The 16,250-nt window shown below is 37.7% G+C and carries 14 protein-coding genes and 1 riboswitch; of the genes, 10 read left to right on the top strand and 4 right to left on the bottom strand.

The genetic code is table 11. The annotated features are described in order from the left end of the window. Complete coding sequence (locus G7081_RS07540) at positions 1 to 702, top strand: ABC transporter ATP-binding protein (RefSeq protein ID WP_166008326.1); 702 nt, start codon at positions 1 to 3, stop codon at positions 700 to 702. Positions 703 to 713: 11 nt separating this feature from the next. After that, positions 714 to 3,407, top strand: a complete 2,694-nt coding sequence (locus G7081_RS07535) for an ABC transporter permease (RefSeq protein WP_166008325.1) — start codon at positions 714 to 716, stop codon at positions 3,405 to 3,407. Between the two features lie 22 nt (positions 3,408 to 3,429). Here the strand turns inward: G7081_RS07535 and G7081_RS07530 are convergent, their stop codons facing one another. Continuing rightward, entirely contained in the window at positions 3,430 to 4,011 is a 582-nt protein-coding gene (locus G7081_RS07530; protein ID WP_166008324.1) for an FUSC family protein, read from the bottom strand. Further along, positions 4,001 to 4,645 carry a hypothetical protein gene (locus G7081_RS07525; RefSeq protein WP_166008323.1) on the bottom strand — a complete coding sequence of 215 codons (645 nt, stop codon included), beginning with the start codon at positions 4,643 to 4,645 and terminating at the stop codon, positions 4,001 to 4,003. The genes G7081_RS07530 and G7081_RS07525 overlap by 11 nt, the downstream gene beginning before the upstream one ends. A gap of 119 nt (positions 4,646 to 4,764) precedes the next feature. On the opposite strand from G7081_RS07525, the gene G7081_RS07520 reads away from it, so the two are divergent. The 5 genes from G7081_RS07520 (at position 4,765) to purB (ending at position 10,173) form a co-directional block, all read left to right on the top strand. After that, positions 4,765 to 5,742, top strand: a complete 978-nt coding sequence (locus G7081_RS07520) for an aromatic acid exporter family protein (protein ID WP_166008322.1) — start codon at positions 4,765 to 4,767, stop codon at positions 5,740 to 5,742. 166 nt (positions 5,743 to 5,908) lie between these two features. Then, positions 5,909 to 6,937 carry a M15 family metallopeptidase gene (locus G7081_RS07515; protein WP_166008321.1) on the top strand — a complete coding sequence of 343 codons (1,029 nt, stop codon included), beginning with the start codon at positions 5,909 to 5,911 and terminating at the stop codon, positions 6,935 to 6,937. A gap of 23 nt (positions 6,938 to 6,960) precedes the next feature. Further along, positions 6,961 to 7,575, top strand: coding sequence for a glycoside hydrolase family 73 protein (locus G7081_RS07510; RefSeq protein ID WP_166008320.1), 615 nt, complete (start codon positions 6,961 to 6,963; stop codon positions 7,573 to 7,575). A 146-nt stretch (positions 7,576 to 7,721) separates the two neighbouring features. Continuing rightward, positions 7,722 to 8,861, top strand: a complete 1,140-nt coding sequence (locus G7081_RS07505; RefSeq protein WP_166008319.1) for an ATP-grasp domain-containing protein — start codon at positions 7,722 to 7,724, stop codon at positions 8,859 to 8,861. Between the two features lie 13 nt (positions 8,862 to 8,874). Then, positions 8,875 to 10,173 (top strand): adenylosuccinate lyase, encoded by a 1,299-nt coding sequence (purB, locus tag G7081_RS07500; protein ID WP_166008318.1) that lies wholly within the window; start codon positions 8,875 to 8,877, stop codon positions 10,171 to 10,173. A gap of 33 nt (positions 10,174 to 10,206) precedes the next feature. Here the strand turns inward: purB and G7081_RS07495 are convergent, their stop codons facing one another. After that, on the bottom strand, positions 10,207 to 10,458 hold the full coding sequence (locus G7081_RS07495; RefSeq protein ID WP_238786637.1) for a hypothetical protein: 252 nt from the start codon (positions 10,456 to 10,458) through the stop codon (positions 10,207 to 10,209). 159 nt (positions 10,459 to 10,617) lie between these two features. Next, a complete protein-coding gene (gene thiD, locus G7081_RS07490) occupies positions 10,618 to 11,430 on the bottom strand; it encodes a bifunctional hydroxymethylpyrimidine kinase/phosphomethylpyrimidine kinase (RefSeq protein WP_166008316.1) in 813 nt (270 codons plus the stop codon). Between the two features lie 153 nt (positions 11,431 to 11,583). Then, a riboswitch (M-box (ykoK) riboswitch) is annotated at positions 11,584 to 11,751 on the top strand. Between the two features lie 120 nt (positions 11,752 to 11,871). On the opposite strand from thiD, the gene G7081_RS07715 reads away from it, so the two are divergent. The 3 genes from G7081_RS07715 to pdhA all read left to right on the top strand — a co-directional run bounded on the left by G7081_RS07715 (position 11,872) and on the right by pdhA (position 16,250). After that, positions 11,872 to 12,003: a hypothetical protein gene (locus G7081_RS07715; protein ID WP_275115409.1), complete on the top strand. Its 132-nt coding sequence runs from the start codon at positions 11,872 to 11,874 to the stop codon at positions 12,001 to 12,003. Between the two features lie 41 nt (positions 12,004 to 12,044). After that, positions 12,045 to 14,678, top strand: a complete 2,634-nt coding sequence (gene mgtA, locus G7081_RS07485; RefSeq protein WP_166008315.1) for a magnesium-translocating P-type ATPase — start codon at positions 12,045 to 12,047, stop codon at positions 14,676 to 14,678. A gap of 459 nt (positions 14,679 to 15,137) precedes the next feature. Further along, the gene (gene pdhA / locus G7081_RS07480) at positions 15,138 to 16,250 is read left to right on the top strand and encodes a pyruvate dehydrogenase (acetyl-transferring) E1 component subunit alpha (protein WP_166008314.1); all 1,113 of its coding nucleotides are present in this window, start codon (positions 15,138 to 15,140) and stop codon (positions 16,248 to 16,250) included.

Raw genomic sequence — 16,250 nt, 5'->3', positions numbered from 1 at the left:
ATGTCTTACGTTAAATTAACAGATATTAGCAAGTTTTATAAAATGGGTGATACGACAATTGTTGCCAACAATAAAATTTCATTCGAAATCGAAAAAGGGGAGTTTGTTGTAATATTGGGGCCAAGTGGTGCTGGGAAATCAACAGTTTTAAATATTCTTGGGGGCATGGACAAAGCCGATGAAGGAGAGCTATTAGTTGATGGTTCGGATATAGCTAAATACAGTGAAAAGCGACTGACAACTTATCGTCGTTTAGATGTGGGCTTTGTCTTCCAATTTTATAATTTAGTGCCTAACTTAACAGCCAAAGAAAATATCGAACTGGCTTCTCAAATTGCACCAAATGCTTTAGATGTAGATCAAGTCATCGAGCAAGTGGGATTAAGTCATCGTGCAGGGAACTTTCCAGCTCAATTATCTGGAGGAGAACAACAGCGTGTGGCAATTGCCCGTGCGCTAGCAAAAAATCCCAAATTGTTATTATGTGACGAACCGACAGGTGCCTTAGATTATGAAACGGGGAAACAAATTTTAAAATTACTCCAAGATAGTTGTCGTGACACTGGTACAACTGTGATTGTGATTACTCATAACTCAGCGATTGCCGAAATGGCAGATCGCGTGATTAAAATTAATGATGCCGAAGTTCGTGATATTAAATTAAATGAACAGCCCCAAGATGTGGCTGATATTGAGTGGTAAGGAGTGAGAAGATGAAAAAGAGAGCTCTTTATAAGTCAATCCTTAGAGAACTAAAACAATCTAAGGCTCGTTTCTTTTCGATTCTAGGAATCATTTTGTTAGGGGTGTCTTTCTATGCAGGAATTAAAGCAACAGGACCTAACATGTTAAAAACAGCTGAAAATTATTATGTTGAGCAGCAGTTAATGGACCAACGTATTATGTCACCGCTAGGGTTAACCAAAGATGACTTGGCAGAAGTTAAGGGATTAGAAGCAGTCGATCAAGTTGAAGCGGTCTATTCAAAGGATATCAGTCTAGCTGATGTTAATCGTGTGATTCGTTTTATGTCATATGATAAGAAGGATCGTTTAAATCGTCCTGTTGTGAATGAGGGACGTTTGCCCCAAAGTAAAAATGAAATTGTCTTAGACCAGTTAGCTAAAGATTTAGAAGATTATCAAATTGGAGATAAAGTCGACATTCCGTCAGAAGATGGTGAGGGATTATCTGAAATGAGTTTTGAGGTAGTGGGGTTTGTTAATTCTCCCATGTTCATTGAAAAAATGGGCCGTGGGACCTCTGCCGTAGGAAAAGGCTCAGTTGATTACTTTGCTTTAATTGGAAAAGAGTGTTTTACGGAAGATATCTATTCTGATATTTACCTTACTTATAAAAATACTAAAGATTTAAAAGCTTATAGTGATGACTACAAGGAAGCGCAAGAAAAATCTGAGAAACAATTAAAAGCGGTATTGGCTAACCGTGAAGACCGTCGTTTAGCAGAAGTCCGTAGTCAGTTGGAAAAAGGACAGACGGAGTTAGCGCCATCTAAACAGCAAATAGAATTAGCTGAAATTCAAATTCAACAAGCTAAAAATCAGTTAGAACAACTGAAGCAAGTGCCGGGATTAGATAGCACAACGGCTGAAAAAGAATTTTTAGATTCAGAATCAACATTTAACAAACAAAAGGCTGATTTAGAGCAAGCGGAGAAGTCGTTAATTGATCAAGAAAAGGGATTAGCTAAATTAGCTGATTCAGATGTTTACTATTATTTAACAAGAGATGATAGTCCAGGTTATACCGAATACCAAGAAAATGCCAAGCGCTTATCATCCATTGCGACAGTCTTTCCCGTGTTCTTCTTTTTAATAGCAGCATTAGTCTGTTTGACTACGATGACACGGATGGTAGATGAAAAACGTGGTGAAATTGGGACGTTAAAAGCCTTAGGTTATTCCAACTTCGATATTTCATTAAAGTATATTATTTACGCAATCTTAGCCAGCTTGATAGGTAGTGGTTTAGGTTTGCTGATTGGTTATCATGTGTTCCCTAAAATTATTATTGATGCTTATGGCAATTTGTACAACACGCCATCTGCTGAAGTGAGTTACTACTGGAGCTATACGCTGCAATCGGTGATTGTCGCTCTATTATGCACGGTATTATCAGCTTTAGTCGTGTTACGTTATGACTTATTTAGTTCACCAGCTACGTTAATGCGACCCAAAGCACCGAAGGCGGGTAAACGGATTTGGTTAGAACGCTTACCATTTATTTGGAAAGGTCTGAACTTTAATCAGAAAGTGACTGCTCGTAATTTATTCCGCTATAAACAACGGATGTTTATGACAGTCTTTGGAATTGCTGGTTGTATGGCGTTAATGATAACTGGATTTGGGATTAAAGATTCCATCTCTGATGTCGTAGATTTACAATTCAATAAGATTTGGCATTATCAAGGGGTGGTCGCTTTTGATTCAGAAGCAGACCAATCAGCTGATGAAGATTATCAAGCAGCCTTGGATAAGCTACCTAAAGCTAGCAAAACCTTAAGTGTGGCTCAAAGTAACTTTGACGTTTCGGTCAAAGGAAAAGCCCCGCAAGCAGTGACATTAAATACGCCAGAACAGTTAGAAGGATTGTCTGACTTCATCCTCTTTAATGACCGTCAATCAGGTAAAAAGTATCAGTTAACAGATGATGGTGCAGTGATTAATGAAAAGTTAGCCAAGCTATTTGATTTGAAAGTGGGGGATGATTTGCCACTTAAAGATAACAATGGTGTCATTAAAACAGCTAAAATCGCAGCCGTTGTGGAAAATTATGCCATGCATTTTGCCTATGTTACACCGACCTATTATGAAGAAGTCTTTGGTGAAAAACCAACACCTAATTCCCAACTGTTACTGTTAAAAGATAAGCCAAGTGAAGAGGAAGAAGAAAGGATTTCAGAAGAGTTAATGGCAACGGATAAAGTCATCAATGTGACCTTCTTAAGTGAAACTAGTCGTGCTATGGATGACACGATTTCAAGTCTGAATGTGGTGGTCTGGGTCTTGATTATTTCGGCTGCATTATTAGCCTTCATCGTGCTCTATAATCTAACTAATATTAATATCTCTGAACGAATTAGAGAGCTATCTACTATCAAGGTTCTAGGTTTTTATAATCGTGAAGTGACAATGTATGTCTATCGTGAGAATAATATTCTGACAGTTTTAGGGATTATTGTCGGTTGCTTTATTGGTAAGTTTTTACATGGCTTTGTCTTGGCAACGGCCGAAGTGGATATGTTGATGTTCTCGCCGACAATCCATGGTGTCAGCTATGTTTACGCAGCAATCTTAACAGTCTTCTTTTCATTAGTCGTGATGTTCTTTATGCATCGTAAATTAAAAAAAGTCGATATGATTGAAGCGCTAAAATCAAATGAATAATAAAAAAGCTTAGGCTCAATGCCTAAGCTTTTTCTTTGTCTGCTAGTTGTTGTTTCAACTTGTCAATTTCAACTTGTTGGGCAACTATCGTTTGTTCTAGTTCTACGACAGGATCAACGGCTTGAATTTTTTGGGGTTTGATAAAGTGGTTAACCCCCAGTGCAATAACCGTTCCGATAATCGTATCCAATATTCTGTTTAAGGCGAAGAAAAAAGTTTGGTTCGCAGGGACAGTTAAGACGATGACTAACAAAGTTGAGGTAGCACCGACAATGCCTGCGTTTAAACCAATCGCATCTGCGGCGACAATTAAAACAATGACGAGTAGGGGCACAAGAATCAATTCTAAATAAAATTGGTCTTGGTAGTTGTGAGCAATAAAGTAATAAACTAGGGCAAATGCGCCACCGAGTAAATTACCTAAGATACGATAAGAACCAAAAGATAGGGTTTCGTTTGTGTCTGATCTCATGGCGAAGACAGCAGATAAACAAGCAATCATAGGTGTGCCACGATCAAATAAATGAAAAAATAAAATACAGAGGAAAACAGCTAACCCAGTTTTTAAGGTGCGGTAACCTAATCGTGGATGACTACTTTCCATTTTCTCTTACCGGATTTTCGGGAGCGGCTTTTAAAAACTCTTTAATCAGCTTAGTCGTATAATCAATATTAGCTTGTGCTTCCTCAGCAATCAATGCCATTGATCCATAACCGCGTTCGATCATTGTTAACTCAGCTTCAGGGTCTTTAGGTAAGTCATTATAAAAGTCTTCTTCTTGCTCAAAGTTAACTGTGGCAAAGCTTTCTACCGCTTCAAAGTTACTTTTTAAAATTGCTAAACTATTTGTAATCTGTTTTAAACTATCGTAATCAACATCGACACCGTTCTTCTTGTTGATAGCAATGAGTTGTTTCTTTTGTTGCATCAGTGTTTTGTTTTGATCTTCCAATTCTTTTAGCAGTTCTTGGCGATGAGCTAATTTCTCAAGGTTAAGTTGTTTGTCTGTTTCAGAAAATGCTTTGTTTTTACTGTTAGCTAAATCGGCACGCAAGTCTTGAGCGAAAGTTGCCACAGAATCTTCTAATTGCTTATAAGTATTTTTTTGATTAGCCATGGTATCTTTGGCGGAATTAAGTTCAGTCTTTGCTTGGTCTAATTCTTGAGTAATACCACATCCAACTAAAAGGAAAAGAATGGCAGCTAGACTCATGTATAATAATGGTTTTTTAGTCATGGGAGACCTCCTTGTTTCGTTACATCTATCATAGCATATTTTCTTAAAAACTGTTTTCAAGAAAGGTTCAAATAAATCACACTATTGTGTTATTCTTATAATTAAGAAAGGGTGGTTCGATGCAAATTAAGATTGGGATGAGAACAATCAAGACAGCAGTTTGTGCTGCTATAGCGATTATGTTAGCGAATTTTTTTCACTTAGCTAGTCCAACTGCGGCTGGAATCATTGCTTTGTTAAGTGTCACGAATACCCGCAGGTCGTCTTTAGAAACAGGAATCTTTAGGATTACCTCAATGGTTGTGGCAACAATTGTCGCCTTTGTCTGCTTTAATTTGATTGGCTATAATGCGATTGCTTTTGGTTTCTTTCTGCTGTTTTTCATTCCTTTGGCGGTTCGAGGGAATATGTCTGAAGGAATCGCACCTAGTTCAGTATTAGTGACGCACTTTTTGATTGCTCAAGAGATGACATGGGGGCTTGTAGGTAATGCCTTTTATTTATTATTTATTGGTGTAGGAGTTGCTTGGGTGGCTAATCTATTATTAATGCCTGACAGCACAAAAGAATTAGAAGAAGGGCAAAAAGTCATTGATGAAAAAATTCGTCAATTACTGACGGGATTAAGTTTTTATCTAGGTCACCCACAAGCGACTAATTCATGTGATCGTTATTTATCGAGTTTGATTGAAACAATCGATCAATCAGAAACTAAAGCGCATCAACACAATGATAATAAATTGCTAGAAGATGATATTTACTTTGCAGATTATTTTTCGATGCGTCGTTTACAAGTGAATATTTTAGAAAAAATGAATCGTTTAGTAAAAGAAGTGTCTGAATCAGAAGTAAAAGTTGATGTTTCAGAAATTCAAGAATTGTTTTTAGAAACAGCCACAGCTTTATCGGAAGATAATGACACGGCTGAATTACAAAACCACTTAGGACGCGTCTTAAATGACTACCGTGAAGCAGATTTGCCAGCTACAAGAGAAGAGTTTGAAATGCGCGCACGTTTATATTTATTATTAAATGAGTTCGACCGTTTCTTGAATATCAAAATGGATTTTCATGAAGAACAACAAGGCAACCACTAAAAAAGCCCACGGGCTTTTTTAATTGCAATTAAATGTCAATAATACAATTTAGTTACAATCATTCACTTGTGCTGATTTTTTAAGCGAATCAAGGTAGAATGGACTATGAACTTATTTGACAGTGGCAAATGTGTGCCCTTGCAGTGATAAAGGATGGATTGTGATTATGGTAAAAAAAATTAAAAAAAATAAAGAACAACTAATCGGGGTTACCTCGATTTTAATGGTCTGCTTTATGACAGGCGCTTTTATCTTCTTCCCAGCTAAGTCACATGGGTTAGGAAAAGAAGCTTTAGCGAAACAAGAAGAAGCTTTGAAAGAAAAAGAAGCGAAAGAACAATCTAAGGGGAAAGAAGAATCAAGTAAGTACCCTGACTTGCCAGATGTAAAAAGTAGCGATTGGGAATTGGCTTTAGTGAATGCAAAGCACCCAATTGAAAAAGAAGCTGATAATTTAGTTGTTATGCCAAATGGTTATGAAATTGATGCTCGTGTTGCGGAACAATATTATAAGATGGAGGCAGCTGCAAAAGAAGAGGGCATTAATTTAGTAGTTATTTCAAGCTACCGTTCAGTAGCTGCTCAAGAAGAAGTTTATAATAATGGTGTGCAAGAGCGTTTGAATATGGGAATGAGTGAAGAGGAAGCGAAAAAATCGACTGAAGACTATATCACAGTTCCGGGAACGAGTGAACATCACACAGGCTTAGCGATGGACGTTGTTGATGACAATTGGGCCGTTAATAGTACAGGGTTAGAAGCAGCTTTTTATAATACGCCGGCAGGTAAATGGATTGATGAACATGCAGCTAAATTTGGCTTTGTGATTCGTTATCCAGAGTCAAAAGCGAATATTACTAACATTAACTATGAACCATGGCACTTACGCTATGTTGGTGTGAAAAGCGCAGAGTTTATGACGAAGAACAAGTTAGTGCTAGAAGAATATTTAGATATCTTAAACGGCAATCATGATAATGTTCCTGTAAAAGATGATAAAAAAGATTCAGATAAAGAAGATAAAAAAGAAGCAGATGAAGATAAAACTGCTGAAGATAAGTCCGATAAAGAAGGTTCCGAAAAAACAGCAGTGAATGAAGAAGAGTCGGATAAAGCCAAAACAGATAAAGAAGAGGCAGAAAAACAAAATGCGGATGATAACGATCCGACTGAAACATTAGAAGATAATGAATAACAGTCATTAATGGAGGTGATCCTATGGCGAAGCGAAAAAAATATCGGCGTCGGAAACCTTTTCTAAAACGGGTCAAGCTGTGGTTGATGAGCTTGTTAGCGATTGGCTTAACTTTTTATTTAGCGATGAGTATCTTAACTCAGCCTAACGTACCATTTTTTGGAAATAGTACGAGTCAGTCGGACGTTTTTATTCAAAGAGTGGCTCCTCATTCTCAAAAAATTCAACGTGAAGATGGCTTGTTAGCCTCAATTTCAATTGGGCAGGCAATTCTGGAATCGGATTGGGGAACTAGCGGATTAAGCCAAGGGTACAATAACTTGTTTGGTATTAAAGCCTTTGGTAATGAACCTCAAGTCACACTCTATACATCAGAATTTGAAAATGGTGAATGGATTGAAATTCCAGCCTCATTTAGATCGTATAAGAGTTGGGAAGAGTCGATGGATGACCATGTTGATTTATTTAAACAAGGCGTTAGCTGGAATCGAGATTTATACCAAGGTGTACTTGGTGCAGCAAATTATCGAGAGGCAGCCCATGAATTACAAGTTGCTGGATATGCGACTGATCCAAACTATGAAGGTAAAATAATTAATGTGATCGAAACATATAATTTACAACGATTTGATAAATAACTCGCTAGATTCTTAGTGGGTTATTTTTTTACGATAAATTATGAGAACAAATAGGTATCTAGCTTTGACACCAAAGGTCTAGATTGTTAAACTAGACAAGTAAAGAATTATGAGAGTATCTTGTAGATAAGAGAGTGGGGAAAAAGATGGCGAATTTGTTTATACCAGGCCATACAGTAGGAATTGTTGGTGGAGGTTATCAGGGGAGAATGTTAGCGATGGCTGCGAAAAATATGGGCTTTCGTGTGAGCATTCTTGATCCGAATAAACAGTGTGCTGCAGCAGATATTGCAGATGTGCATGTATTGGCTGCCACAACAGATGAATCAGGTCTAATTAGCCTAGCAGAAAAAAGTGATGTTCTAACATTTGCCTGTAATAGTATTAATATTGAGGCGGTGAAATCACTTAAGAATCACATAGCAATTCCACAAAATATTGAATTGTTAGAACTGGCTCAAAATCGTTTGTTAGCTAAAAAGTATTTTGAAGAAAGTAATATTAATATTACGCCGTATGAAGTGATTGGCGAAAGTGCAGATCTAGATTTAGCGATTGAATCGATTGGGTTGCCAGCAGTGCTGAAACCGGTAGAACAACAAGATGGCAAAAAACAGTCGTTCTTTATTAACAGTTTAATGGATATTCGTAACAGTTTAGAGTTGTTGGCGAGTGGCCCTTGTTTGTTAGAATCACAAGTTGACTATAAACGCGCCATAGCAGTTTCAGTGGTGGGAAACAGTACAGGGAATTACCAAGTTATGCCGATTGTTGAAATTTCGCCAGACCCAACGGGACGCTTCCATCGTGGGATTGTTCCTGCGAGAATTCATGATGAAGTAGCAGCGGAAGTTAATCGGATTGCTGAAGAGATGGCCTTGAGTTTTAAAGTTCAAGGAGTCTTAACAGTAGAAATGTTTATTACTGAATTTGGTGTTATCTATGTTAATTCTTTGAACCATGGACCGCATGATTCAGGCGATTATAGTTTAAATTTAGGTGTGCTATCACAATACGAAGCGCATTTAAGAGGCCTGTTTTTCTGGCCAATCCCAGCACAAAAGTTATTGTCTAGTGGGATTACTTTGCCGATTCAACAAAAACAGTTAGTTGATAGTATTAGTATGATTCCGTTTCATGAAAATTGGTTCTATCACTTTGATGGCGTGATGAGTCATAAGCCTGAAGAGATAGTAGGGCACTTAACGGTTGTGACGGAAGATGTAACTGAAAGCCTAAAGGAAATTGAACAGACAAATATTTGGGAAGATATTTTCCCAGCCTAAGGAGAATAAAAAAATGATTGAACGTTATACACGACCAGAAATGGGTAAAATTTGGACAGAAGAAAATAAATATGACGCTTGGCTTGAAGTTGAAATCTTAGCAAGTGAAGCTTGGGCTGAGATGGGTGAGATTCCTAAAGAAGACGTGGAGAAAATTCGCAAAGATGCTAGTTTTGATGTTGAGCGTATTTTAGAAATTGAAAAAGAAACACGTCATGATGTCGTGGCTTTTACTAGAACGGTTTCTGAATCATTAGGAAATGAAAGTAAATGGATTCACTATGGTTTAACAAGTACAGACGTCGTGGATACAGCTTATGGTTACCTATTAAAACAAGCAAACGATATTTTACGTGCTGACTTACGTAAATTCACTGATATTATTGGTGAAAAAGCTAAAGCACATAAAAAAACAGTCATGATGGGTCGTACTCATGGTGTTCACGCTGAACCAACAACGTTTGGTTTGAAATTAGCTCTTTGGTACGCAGAAATGACTCGTAATATTGAACGTTTTGAACATGCAGCTAAAGGTGTTGAGGCTGGTAAAATTAGTGGGGCAGTAGGGACATTTGCTAATACACCACCGACTGTAGAAGCTTATGTTTGTGACAAGTTAGGATTGCGCGCGCAAGATATCTCAACCCAAGTTTTACCACGTGACCTACACGCTGAATATGTGTCTTCAATGGCGATTATCGCGACAAGTATTGAAAAATTTGCTACCGAAATCCGTGGCTTACAAAAATCAGAAACACGTGAAGTAGAGGAGTTCTTTGCTAAAGGTCAAAAAGGGTCATCAGCAATGCCTCACAAACGTAATCCAATCGGTTCAGAAAATATGACAGGGTTAGCTCGTGTGATTCGTGGTCATGTTTTAACTGCTATGGATAATATGGTACTGTGGCACGAACGTGATATTTCTCACTCTTCTGCTGAAAGAATTATCATTCCTGATACAACTATTTTATTAGATTACATGTTAAATCGTTTCGGTGGACTAGTTGAAAACTTAACTGTTTTCCCAGAAAATATGAAACGTAATATGGATGCGACGTATGGCTTAATTTATAGCCAACGCGTACTATTAAAATTAATTGATAAAGGTATGACACGTGAAGAGGCTTATGACTTAGTTCAACCTAAGACAGCTCAAGCATGGGATGACCAAGTCCAATTCCGTCCGCTTTTAGATGCGGATTCACGTATCACTGATGTTTTATCTGAAGCAGAGTTAGATGAAGCCTTTGATTATAACTGGCATATGAAACATGTCGATACTTTATTCCAACGTGTTGGTTTAGGGGAATAAAAAAAGCAGTCACAATTGTGACTGCTTTTTTTATTAGGCATCTTCTTCAGTTTTAGTTTCTTCTTCAACAACCGCAGAAGCAATTAATCGATCAAAACGATTTAAAGGAACAATCATTCTGTTGTTTAATTCTTCAGCACGAGTTTTATCAATGTCATCAACCTCAGTTAAGACTAATAAGGCTGCGTTATCATAGACTTTCTCGACAATGCCGTAAAAGCTTTCTTTTAAAATAGGGCTACTACAATCGTATGTAGAACCAATGGTAATATCATCTGGCTTCATATAAGTCACCTGCAATTTCTTTACATATAGTACATATGTGTTTATTTGTGATACGTCTATCCTACGCTTTTTATTTAGAAAAAGCAAATATTCGCTTTTAAAATGAGCCTTTTTTATAAAATATTAAAAGTTATTAAAAAAACTCCCTTTAAAGGGAGTTTAACGTTTTTCTGCTTGATTGTAAGCACCGTGCCAAGCATGACCGATAAATGGGTTAATAGTCACGCCATTTTCAATCGCTGCTGCAACAAAGTCCTTTGCAAATAAGACAGACTCTTTCACTGTTTTTCCTTTACCAAGACAAGCTGCAATGGTTGCAGCGAATGTACAACCAGCTCCGTGGTTAAAGTCAGTTTCGAATTTTTCACCTTCTAGTAACGTGAATGTTTCACCATCATAAAATAAGTCAGTCGCTTTTTCCGTTTGTAAACGGCGTCCGCCTTTGATGACCACATTTTTAGGTCCTAATTCTAAAATTTTAACCGCTGCTGCTTTCATATCATCAACGGTTTTTAATTCGCCAAGGCCTGAAAGGATACCTGCTTCAATTAAGTTAGGTGTCACAATCGTAGCCACAGGGAAAAGTAATTCTGTCATTTTAGCAACGTTTTCAGGTTGTAATGCTTGCGTTGTTCCTTTACACGCCATGACAGGATCGATGACCACATTTTTTTGATTGAATTTATCGATGTAGTTACGAGTGACCGTAATCGTTTCGATATCACCGAGCATACCAGTTTTCATAGCATCTAGAGGTGCACCTGCATATATTGTTTTTAATTGCTCATCAACTAATTGACTACTAATTGGTGATACAGCATGTGACCAACCATTATCTGGATCCATAGTGACAATGCTTGTGATAGCACAAAAGCCAAAGGTCCCTAATTCTTGGAATGTTTTTAAGTCTGCTTCAATACCAGCGCCGCCACTTGAATCTGAACCGGCAACTGTTAATAGTTTTGGAATCATAAAGCCATCCTCCTTAAATTTTCTATCCATAGTATAGCATCTCTTAAGGTGTTTAGGAAACGCTATCACTCAGTTATTTATTATTAGGTAGGTTTTAAAAAGGTTGACATTATCCAAGGCTCGTCCTACACTTGAGATGAATCAAAACTAAATAGTCTAATCTGTTAGGTGAGGCTCCTATATTGGAAATACGCTGCTGCTCAAAAATGTCGAGAGACGCCAATGAGTCAACTGGAATTGTCGAACAAGGCTCTTCCTAATGTAGCTGACACATATGTGTCTAAGCCATATAGTGCTAAAACTCGACGTCGAGATTTGAAAATAAGTTCTTCAAGGGGATCCTTTTAGGCATATTTGCGTACGCTTCTCAACGTTAAGTTGGGGAGCGTTTTTTAGTTGATTAATATTTAGTTTAATAAAGGTGAATAAGGGGTGAGTTAAGTGGCAAGAAAATTAGTTGATACAAGTGATTCAGGAAGTAGTCTGCAGCGAAGCGGTATGGTTGGATTTTTTGAAGATGATGTTCCAAGGTGTTGCCAATTGGCTCAACTTGTTTACAACACTATTCAATAATTGACAATGCTTCTTCGCTAGCTGGAAAGTGAGGAATTATCATGACAAATAAAAAAACAAAACAAACCTATCAAGTAACAAGACAAGAAGTAAAAAACTCTGAACTAAAACAATTAGCGGCATTATCTGAAAGAGAATTGATGATGACCTTTAGAACATCACCAAATGGTTTATCGCAAGAAGATGCTCTGGAGCGCTTAGAAGAATACGGACCAAATGTTGTGGCATCGGAAAGTCCGACGCCAGGTTGGAAGCTCTTTATCAAAGCTTTTCAAGATCCTTTTGTTTATGTCTTATTGCTATTATTAATCGTATCAGCTGCAACAGGAGATTTTGAAGCGGCTGTTATTATGGGGATTATGATTCTTTGTAGTGGGCTGATTCAGTTTGTTCAAAGCTATCGTTCTCAAAAAGCGAGTTATGCTTTAAAAGAAATGATTGAAAATACCTGTGCGATTACTCGCGATGGGGTAACCGAAGAAATTCCGATGGATGAAGTGGTGCCGGGAGATATTGTTAACCTATCAACAGGGGATATGATTCCAGCGGATGCGGTTTTGATTTGGTCGAATGACTTATTCGTCAATCAATCGTCACTAACAGGTGAATCTATGCCAGTCGAGAAATTTGTCGAAGCCGGGGTTCCTGAGAAGGCTATCAAAGACGATTCATTGACAGCTTTGGATATGGAAGATTTAGTGTTTATGGGGACGGATGTTTTAAGTGGTCAAGGTAAAGCGATTATTTTAAGAACAGGTGAAGGAACCTTCTTCGGTGGCATTGCTAAGACTGTTTCGGGAAGTCGTGAAGAAACAGCTTTTGATATTGGGTTAAATAAAGTCAGTCGTTTGTTATTAAGAATGGTGGCAGTCTTATTCCCAGTCGTTCTTTTATTAAATGGCTTTACTAAGGGAGATTGGAGTCAGGCCTTCTTCTTTGCAATTGCAGTAGCAGTTGGTCTAACACCAGAGATGTTACCAATGATTGTGACGAGTAACTTAGCGAAAGGTGCCATTGCGCTATCTAAGAAAAAAGTCATCGTGAAAGAGTTAGCAGCGATTCAAAACCTAGGTAGCATGGATATTCTATGTACGGATAAAACCGGAACGATTACGGATGATGAAGTCGTGTTAGTAAAACATGTGAATCCGCTGGGTGATGTGAATCAAGATGTTTTGAACATGGCCTACTTAAATTCAAAATATCAAACAGGTTGGAAAAACTTAATTGATCATGCTGTCATTAAATATTATGACGAAACAAAAGATAAGTTGAACCAAGAAATCATCACAAAAATTGATGAAATTCCGTTTGATTTTTCACGTCGTCGTTTAACTGTGGCGGTTGATGTAGATGGTCGTCATTTGATGGTGACTAAAGGTGCCGTTGAAGAGATGAGTGATATCTGCACTTATGCAGAAATTGATGGTGAGATTTTACCAATAGATGCTAAATTAAAAGCAGAAATGCTGGCAGTTAACGAACGTCTTAACATGGACGGGATGCGTGTGATTGCTGTGGGTTACCGTCAGGATGTCTATGACGAACCAATTTATACAATCGAAGATGAGCGCGACATGATTTTAGTTGGATTTGTAGGTTTCCTTGATCCTGCTAAAAAATCTGCCATTCCTGCGATTGCTTCGTTACATGAGCATGGGGTCGGCGTTAAAGTTTTGACAGGAGACAATGAAATTGTTGCACGCAAAGTCTGCCAAGATGTGGGGATTGAAGTGAATGAGGTTTTAGTGGGTAATCAGATTGAAGAGATGACAGATGAGGAATTAACCGGAAAAGTTGAGGGTGTTAATCTATTCGCCAAACTATCACCTATGCAAAAATCACGGATTATTGACTTGTTGCAAAAACAAGGGCATACAGTTGGGTTTATGGGGGACGGCATTAATGACGCGCCAGCGCTAAGAAAAGCTGATGTCGGTATTTCGGTAGACACGGCTGCGGATATTACGAAAGATGCTAGTTCGATTATTTTGCTAGAGAAGAGTTTAACCGTTCTTGAAGATGGTATTTTAGAAGGACGTAAAGTTTTCTGTAATATGATGAAATACATTAAAATTACCATTAGTTCAAACTTTGGGAATGTCTTCTCGGTATTAGTCGCAAGTGCCTTCTTACCGTTCTTACCAATGTTGTCATTCCAACTGTTAGTTCAAAACTTAGTGTACGATATTGCTCAGTTAACAACGCCGTGGGATAACGTGGATGAAGAAGATATTGCTCATCCAGTTAGCTGGGGAACAAAAGGGTTGTTGAAATTCACCTTAAGTATTGGGCCGATTAGTAGTATTTTTGATATTTTGACATTCTTTATTATGTGGCATGTCTTTAGTGCCAATACCGTTGCTGAACAAGGGTTATTCCAAGCAGGTTGGTTCTTAGTTGGGTTGACGAGTCAAACGTTGATTGTTCACATCATACGGACTAAGAAATTACCATTTATTCAAAGCGTTGCTAGTTGGCCACTATTGTTATCTAGTGTCATGGCAATCTTAGTAGGATTTGTTATTGTCCTAACACCATTAGGCGGGAAATTTGGCTTTGAATCTGTTCCAACATCATACTGGCCTTGGTTTGTAGGGATTATGATTGCTTATATGTTAGTGACCGAAGTTGTCAAACGTATTTATATTAAAGTTAATAATGAATGGTTATAAAATATAAAAAAGTTTGTTAAATATTTATTTCACTAACTAGTGAAAATAAAACAGTTTATGAGAGAGAAAAGTATTTTTCAGAAGGAACTTTCCTACTGGAAAATACTTTTTTTATTTCCTCTGAAAATAAGGGTTATTAGTTGGAATACTTAGCAAAGGTCGATATACTGTAGGTATGGGAGGATGTATCGAAATAATAGCATCATCTTTGACAAGTTTAGGGAAGGAGGAAGTACTTTTAAAGGGAAACGTTTTAAGCGCAAGTGACATTGTTCACTAACTGATACAGAAGTAAAAACTGTCATACATCTGTACTAGTAAAATGACAAGCAATTACCTTGCGTCCTTATATGTATCATGGTAAATTGGGATTGTAACAGCAAGAAATACTGATACAGTTTTCTTGCACAGTTTGATATTCAAACACTACTAAATGGAAACAGAGAGGATTGTGAAACAATGGCGACTAAAAAGAATAACACAGTTGATTTTGAAGCATTGTTAGAAAACATCAATGCAGATTTCCCAACATATCAAGTGTTGGATGAGGATGGTAAAGTTACTAACCCTGACTTAATGCCTGATTTATCAGATGAGGAATTGGTTGAATTAATGAGTAATATGGTATGGGCTCGTGTCCTAGACCAACGTTCAACAGCCTTGAACCGTCAAGGACGTTTAGGTTTCTACGCTCCTACAGCAGGACAAGAAGCAAGTCAATTAGGTAGTCAATTTGCAATGGATAAAGAAGATTATCTATTACCAGGTTACCGTGATGTTCCGCAACTTATTAAACAAGGATTACCTTTAAAAGAAGCTTTCTTATGGTCACGTGGTCACGTGGCAGGTAACTACTACCCAGAAACGCTTAAAGCATTACCACCACAAATCATCATCGGAGCACAATATGTGCAAGCTGCTGGTGTGGCTCTAGGTCTTAAAAAACGTGGTAAAGATAACGTCGTAGTAACTTACACTGGTGACGGTGGATCTTCACAAGGTGACTTCTATGAAGGTATTAACTTTGCAGGAGCTTACAAAGGAAACGCAATTTTCTTCATCCAAAACAATGGATTCGCGATTTCTACTCCACGTGAAAAACAAACAGCCGCTACAACATTAGCTCAAAAAGCTGTTGCAGCAGGAATTCCTGGTATCCAAGTAGATGGTATGGATGCGTTAGCAGTTTATGCTATTACTAAACAAGCAAGAGATTGGTCAATTGCCGGTAACGGTCCTGTCCTAATCGAAACATTAACTTACCGTTACGGTCCACACACACTTTCAGGTGATGACCCAACACGTTACCGTTCAAAAGAAGAAGACGATATTTGGGAAAAACGTGACCCATTGAAACGTCTACGTATTTACTTAACTGACAAAGGTTTATGGTCAGAAGAAAAAGAAGAAGCAGTAATTGAAGCAACTAAAGAAGAAATTAAAGTAGCAATTAAAGAAGCTGATTCAGCTCCAAAACAAAAAGTTTCTGACTTCTTGAAAAATATGTTTGAAGTTGCTCCTCAAAGCATCCAAGAACAAATTGAAATCTACGAAGCAAAGGAGAGTAAATAA

Source organism: Vagococcus coleopterorum, from assembly GCF_011303955.1.
Taxonomy (GTDB): Bacteria; Bacillota; Bacilli; order Lactobacillales; family Vagococcaceae; genus Vagococcus_D; species Vagococcus_D coleopterorum.
This window is presented reverse-complemented; position numbering and strand designations above follow the sequence as displayed.

Excerpts from the sequence above, each read along its gene's own strand:
- G7081_RS07540 (WP_166008326.1), top strand. The coding sequence starts at position 1 with ATGTCTTACGTTAAATTAACAGATATTAGCAAGTTTTATAAAATGGGT.
- G7081_RS07535 (WP_166008325.1), top strand. The coding sequence starts at position 714 with ATGAAAAAGAGAGCTCTTTATAAGTCAATCCTTAGAGAACTAAAACAA.
- G7081_RS07530 (WP_166008324.1), bottom strand. The coding sequence starts at position 4,011 with ATGGAAAGTAGTCATCCACGATTAGGTTACCGCACCTTAAAAACTGGG.
- G7081_RS07525 (WP_166008323.1), bottom strand. The coding sequence starts at position 4,645 with ATGACTAAAAAACCATTATTATACATGAGTCTAGCTGCCATTCTTTTC.
- G7081_RS07520 (WP_166008322.1), top strand. The coding sequence starts at position 4,765 with ATGCAAATTAAGATTGGGATGAGAACAATCAAGACAGCAGTTTGTGCT.
- G7081_RS07515 (WP_166008321.1), top strand. The coding sequence starts at position 5,909 with ATGGTAAAAAAAATTAAAAAAAATAAAGAACAACTAATCGGGGTTACC.
- G7081_RS07510 (WP_166008320.1), top strand. The coding sequence starts at position 6,961 with ATGGCGAAGCGAAAAAAATATCGGCGTCGGAAACCTTTTCTAAAACGG.
- G7081_RS07505 (WP_166008319.1), top strand. The coding sequence starts at position 7,722 with ATGGCGAATTTGTTTATACCAGGCCATACAGTAGGAATTGTTGGTGGA.
- purB (WP_166008318.1), top strand. The coding sequence starts at position 8,875 with ATGATTGAACGTTATACACGACCAGAAATGGGTAAAATTTGGACAGAA.
- G7081_RS07495 (WP_238786637.1), bottom strand. The coding sequence starts at position 10,458 with ATGAAGCCAGATGATATTACCATTGGTTCTACATACGATTGTAGTAGC.
- thiD (WP_166008316.1), bottom strand. The coding sequence starts at position 11,430 with ATGATTCCAAAACTATTAACAGTTGCCGGTTCAGATTCAAGTGGCGGC.
- mgtA (WP_166008315.1), top strand. The coding sequence starts at position 12,045 with ATGACAAATAAAAAAACAAAACAAACCTATCAAGTAACAAGACAAGAA.
- pdhA (WP_166008314.1), top strand. The coding sequence starts at position 15,138 with ATGGCGACTAAAAAGAATAACACAGTTGATTTTGAAGCATTGTTAGAA.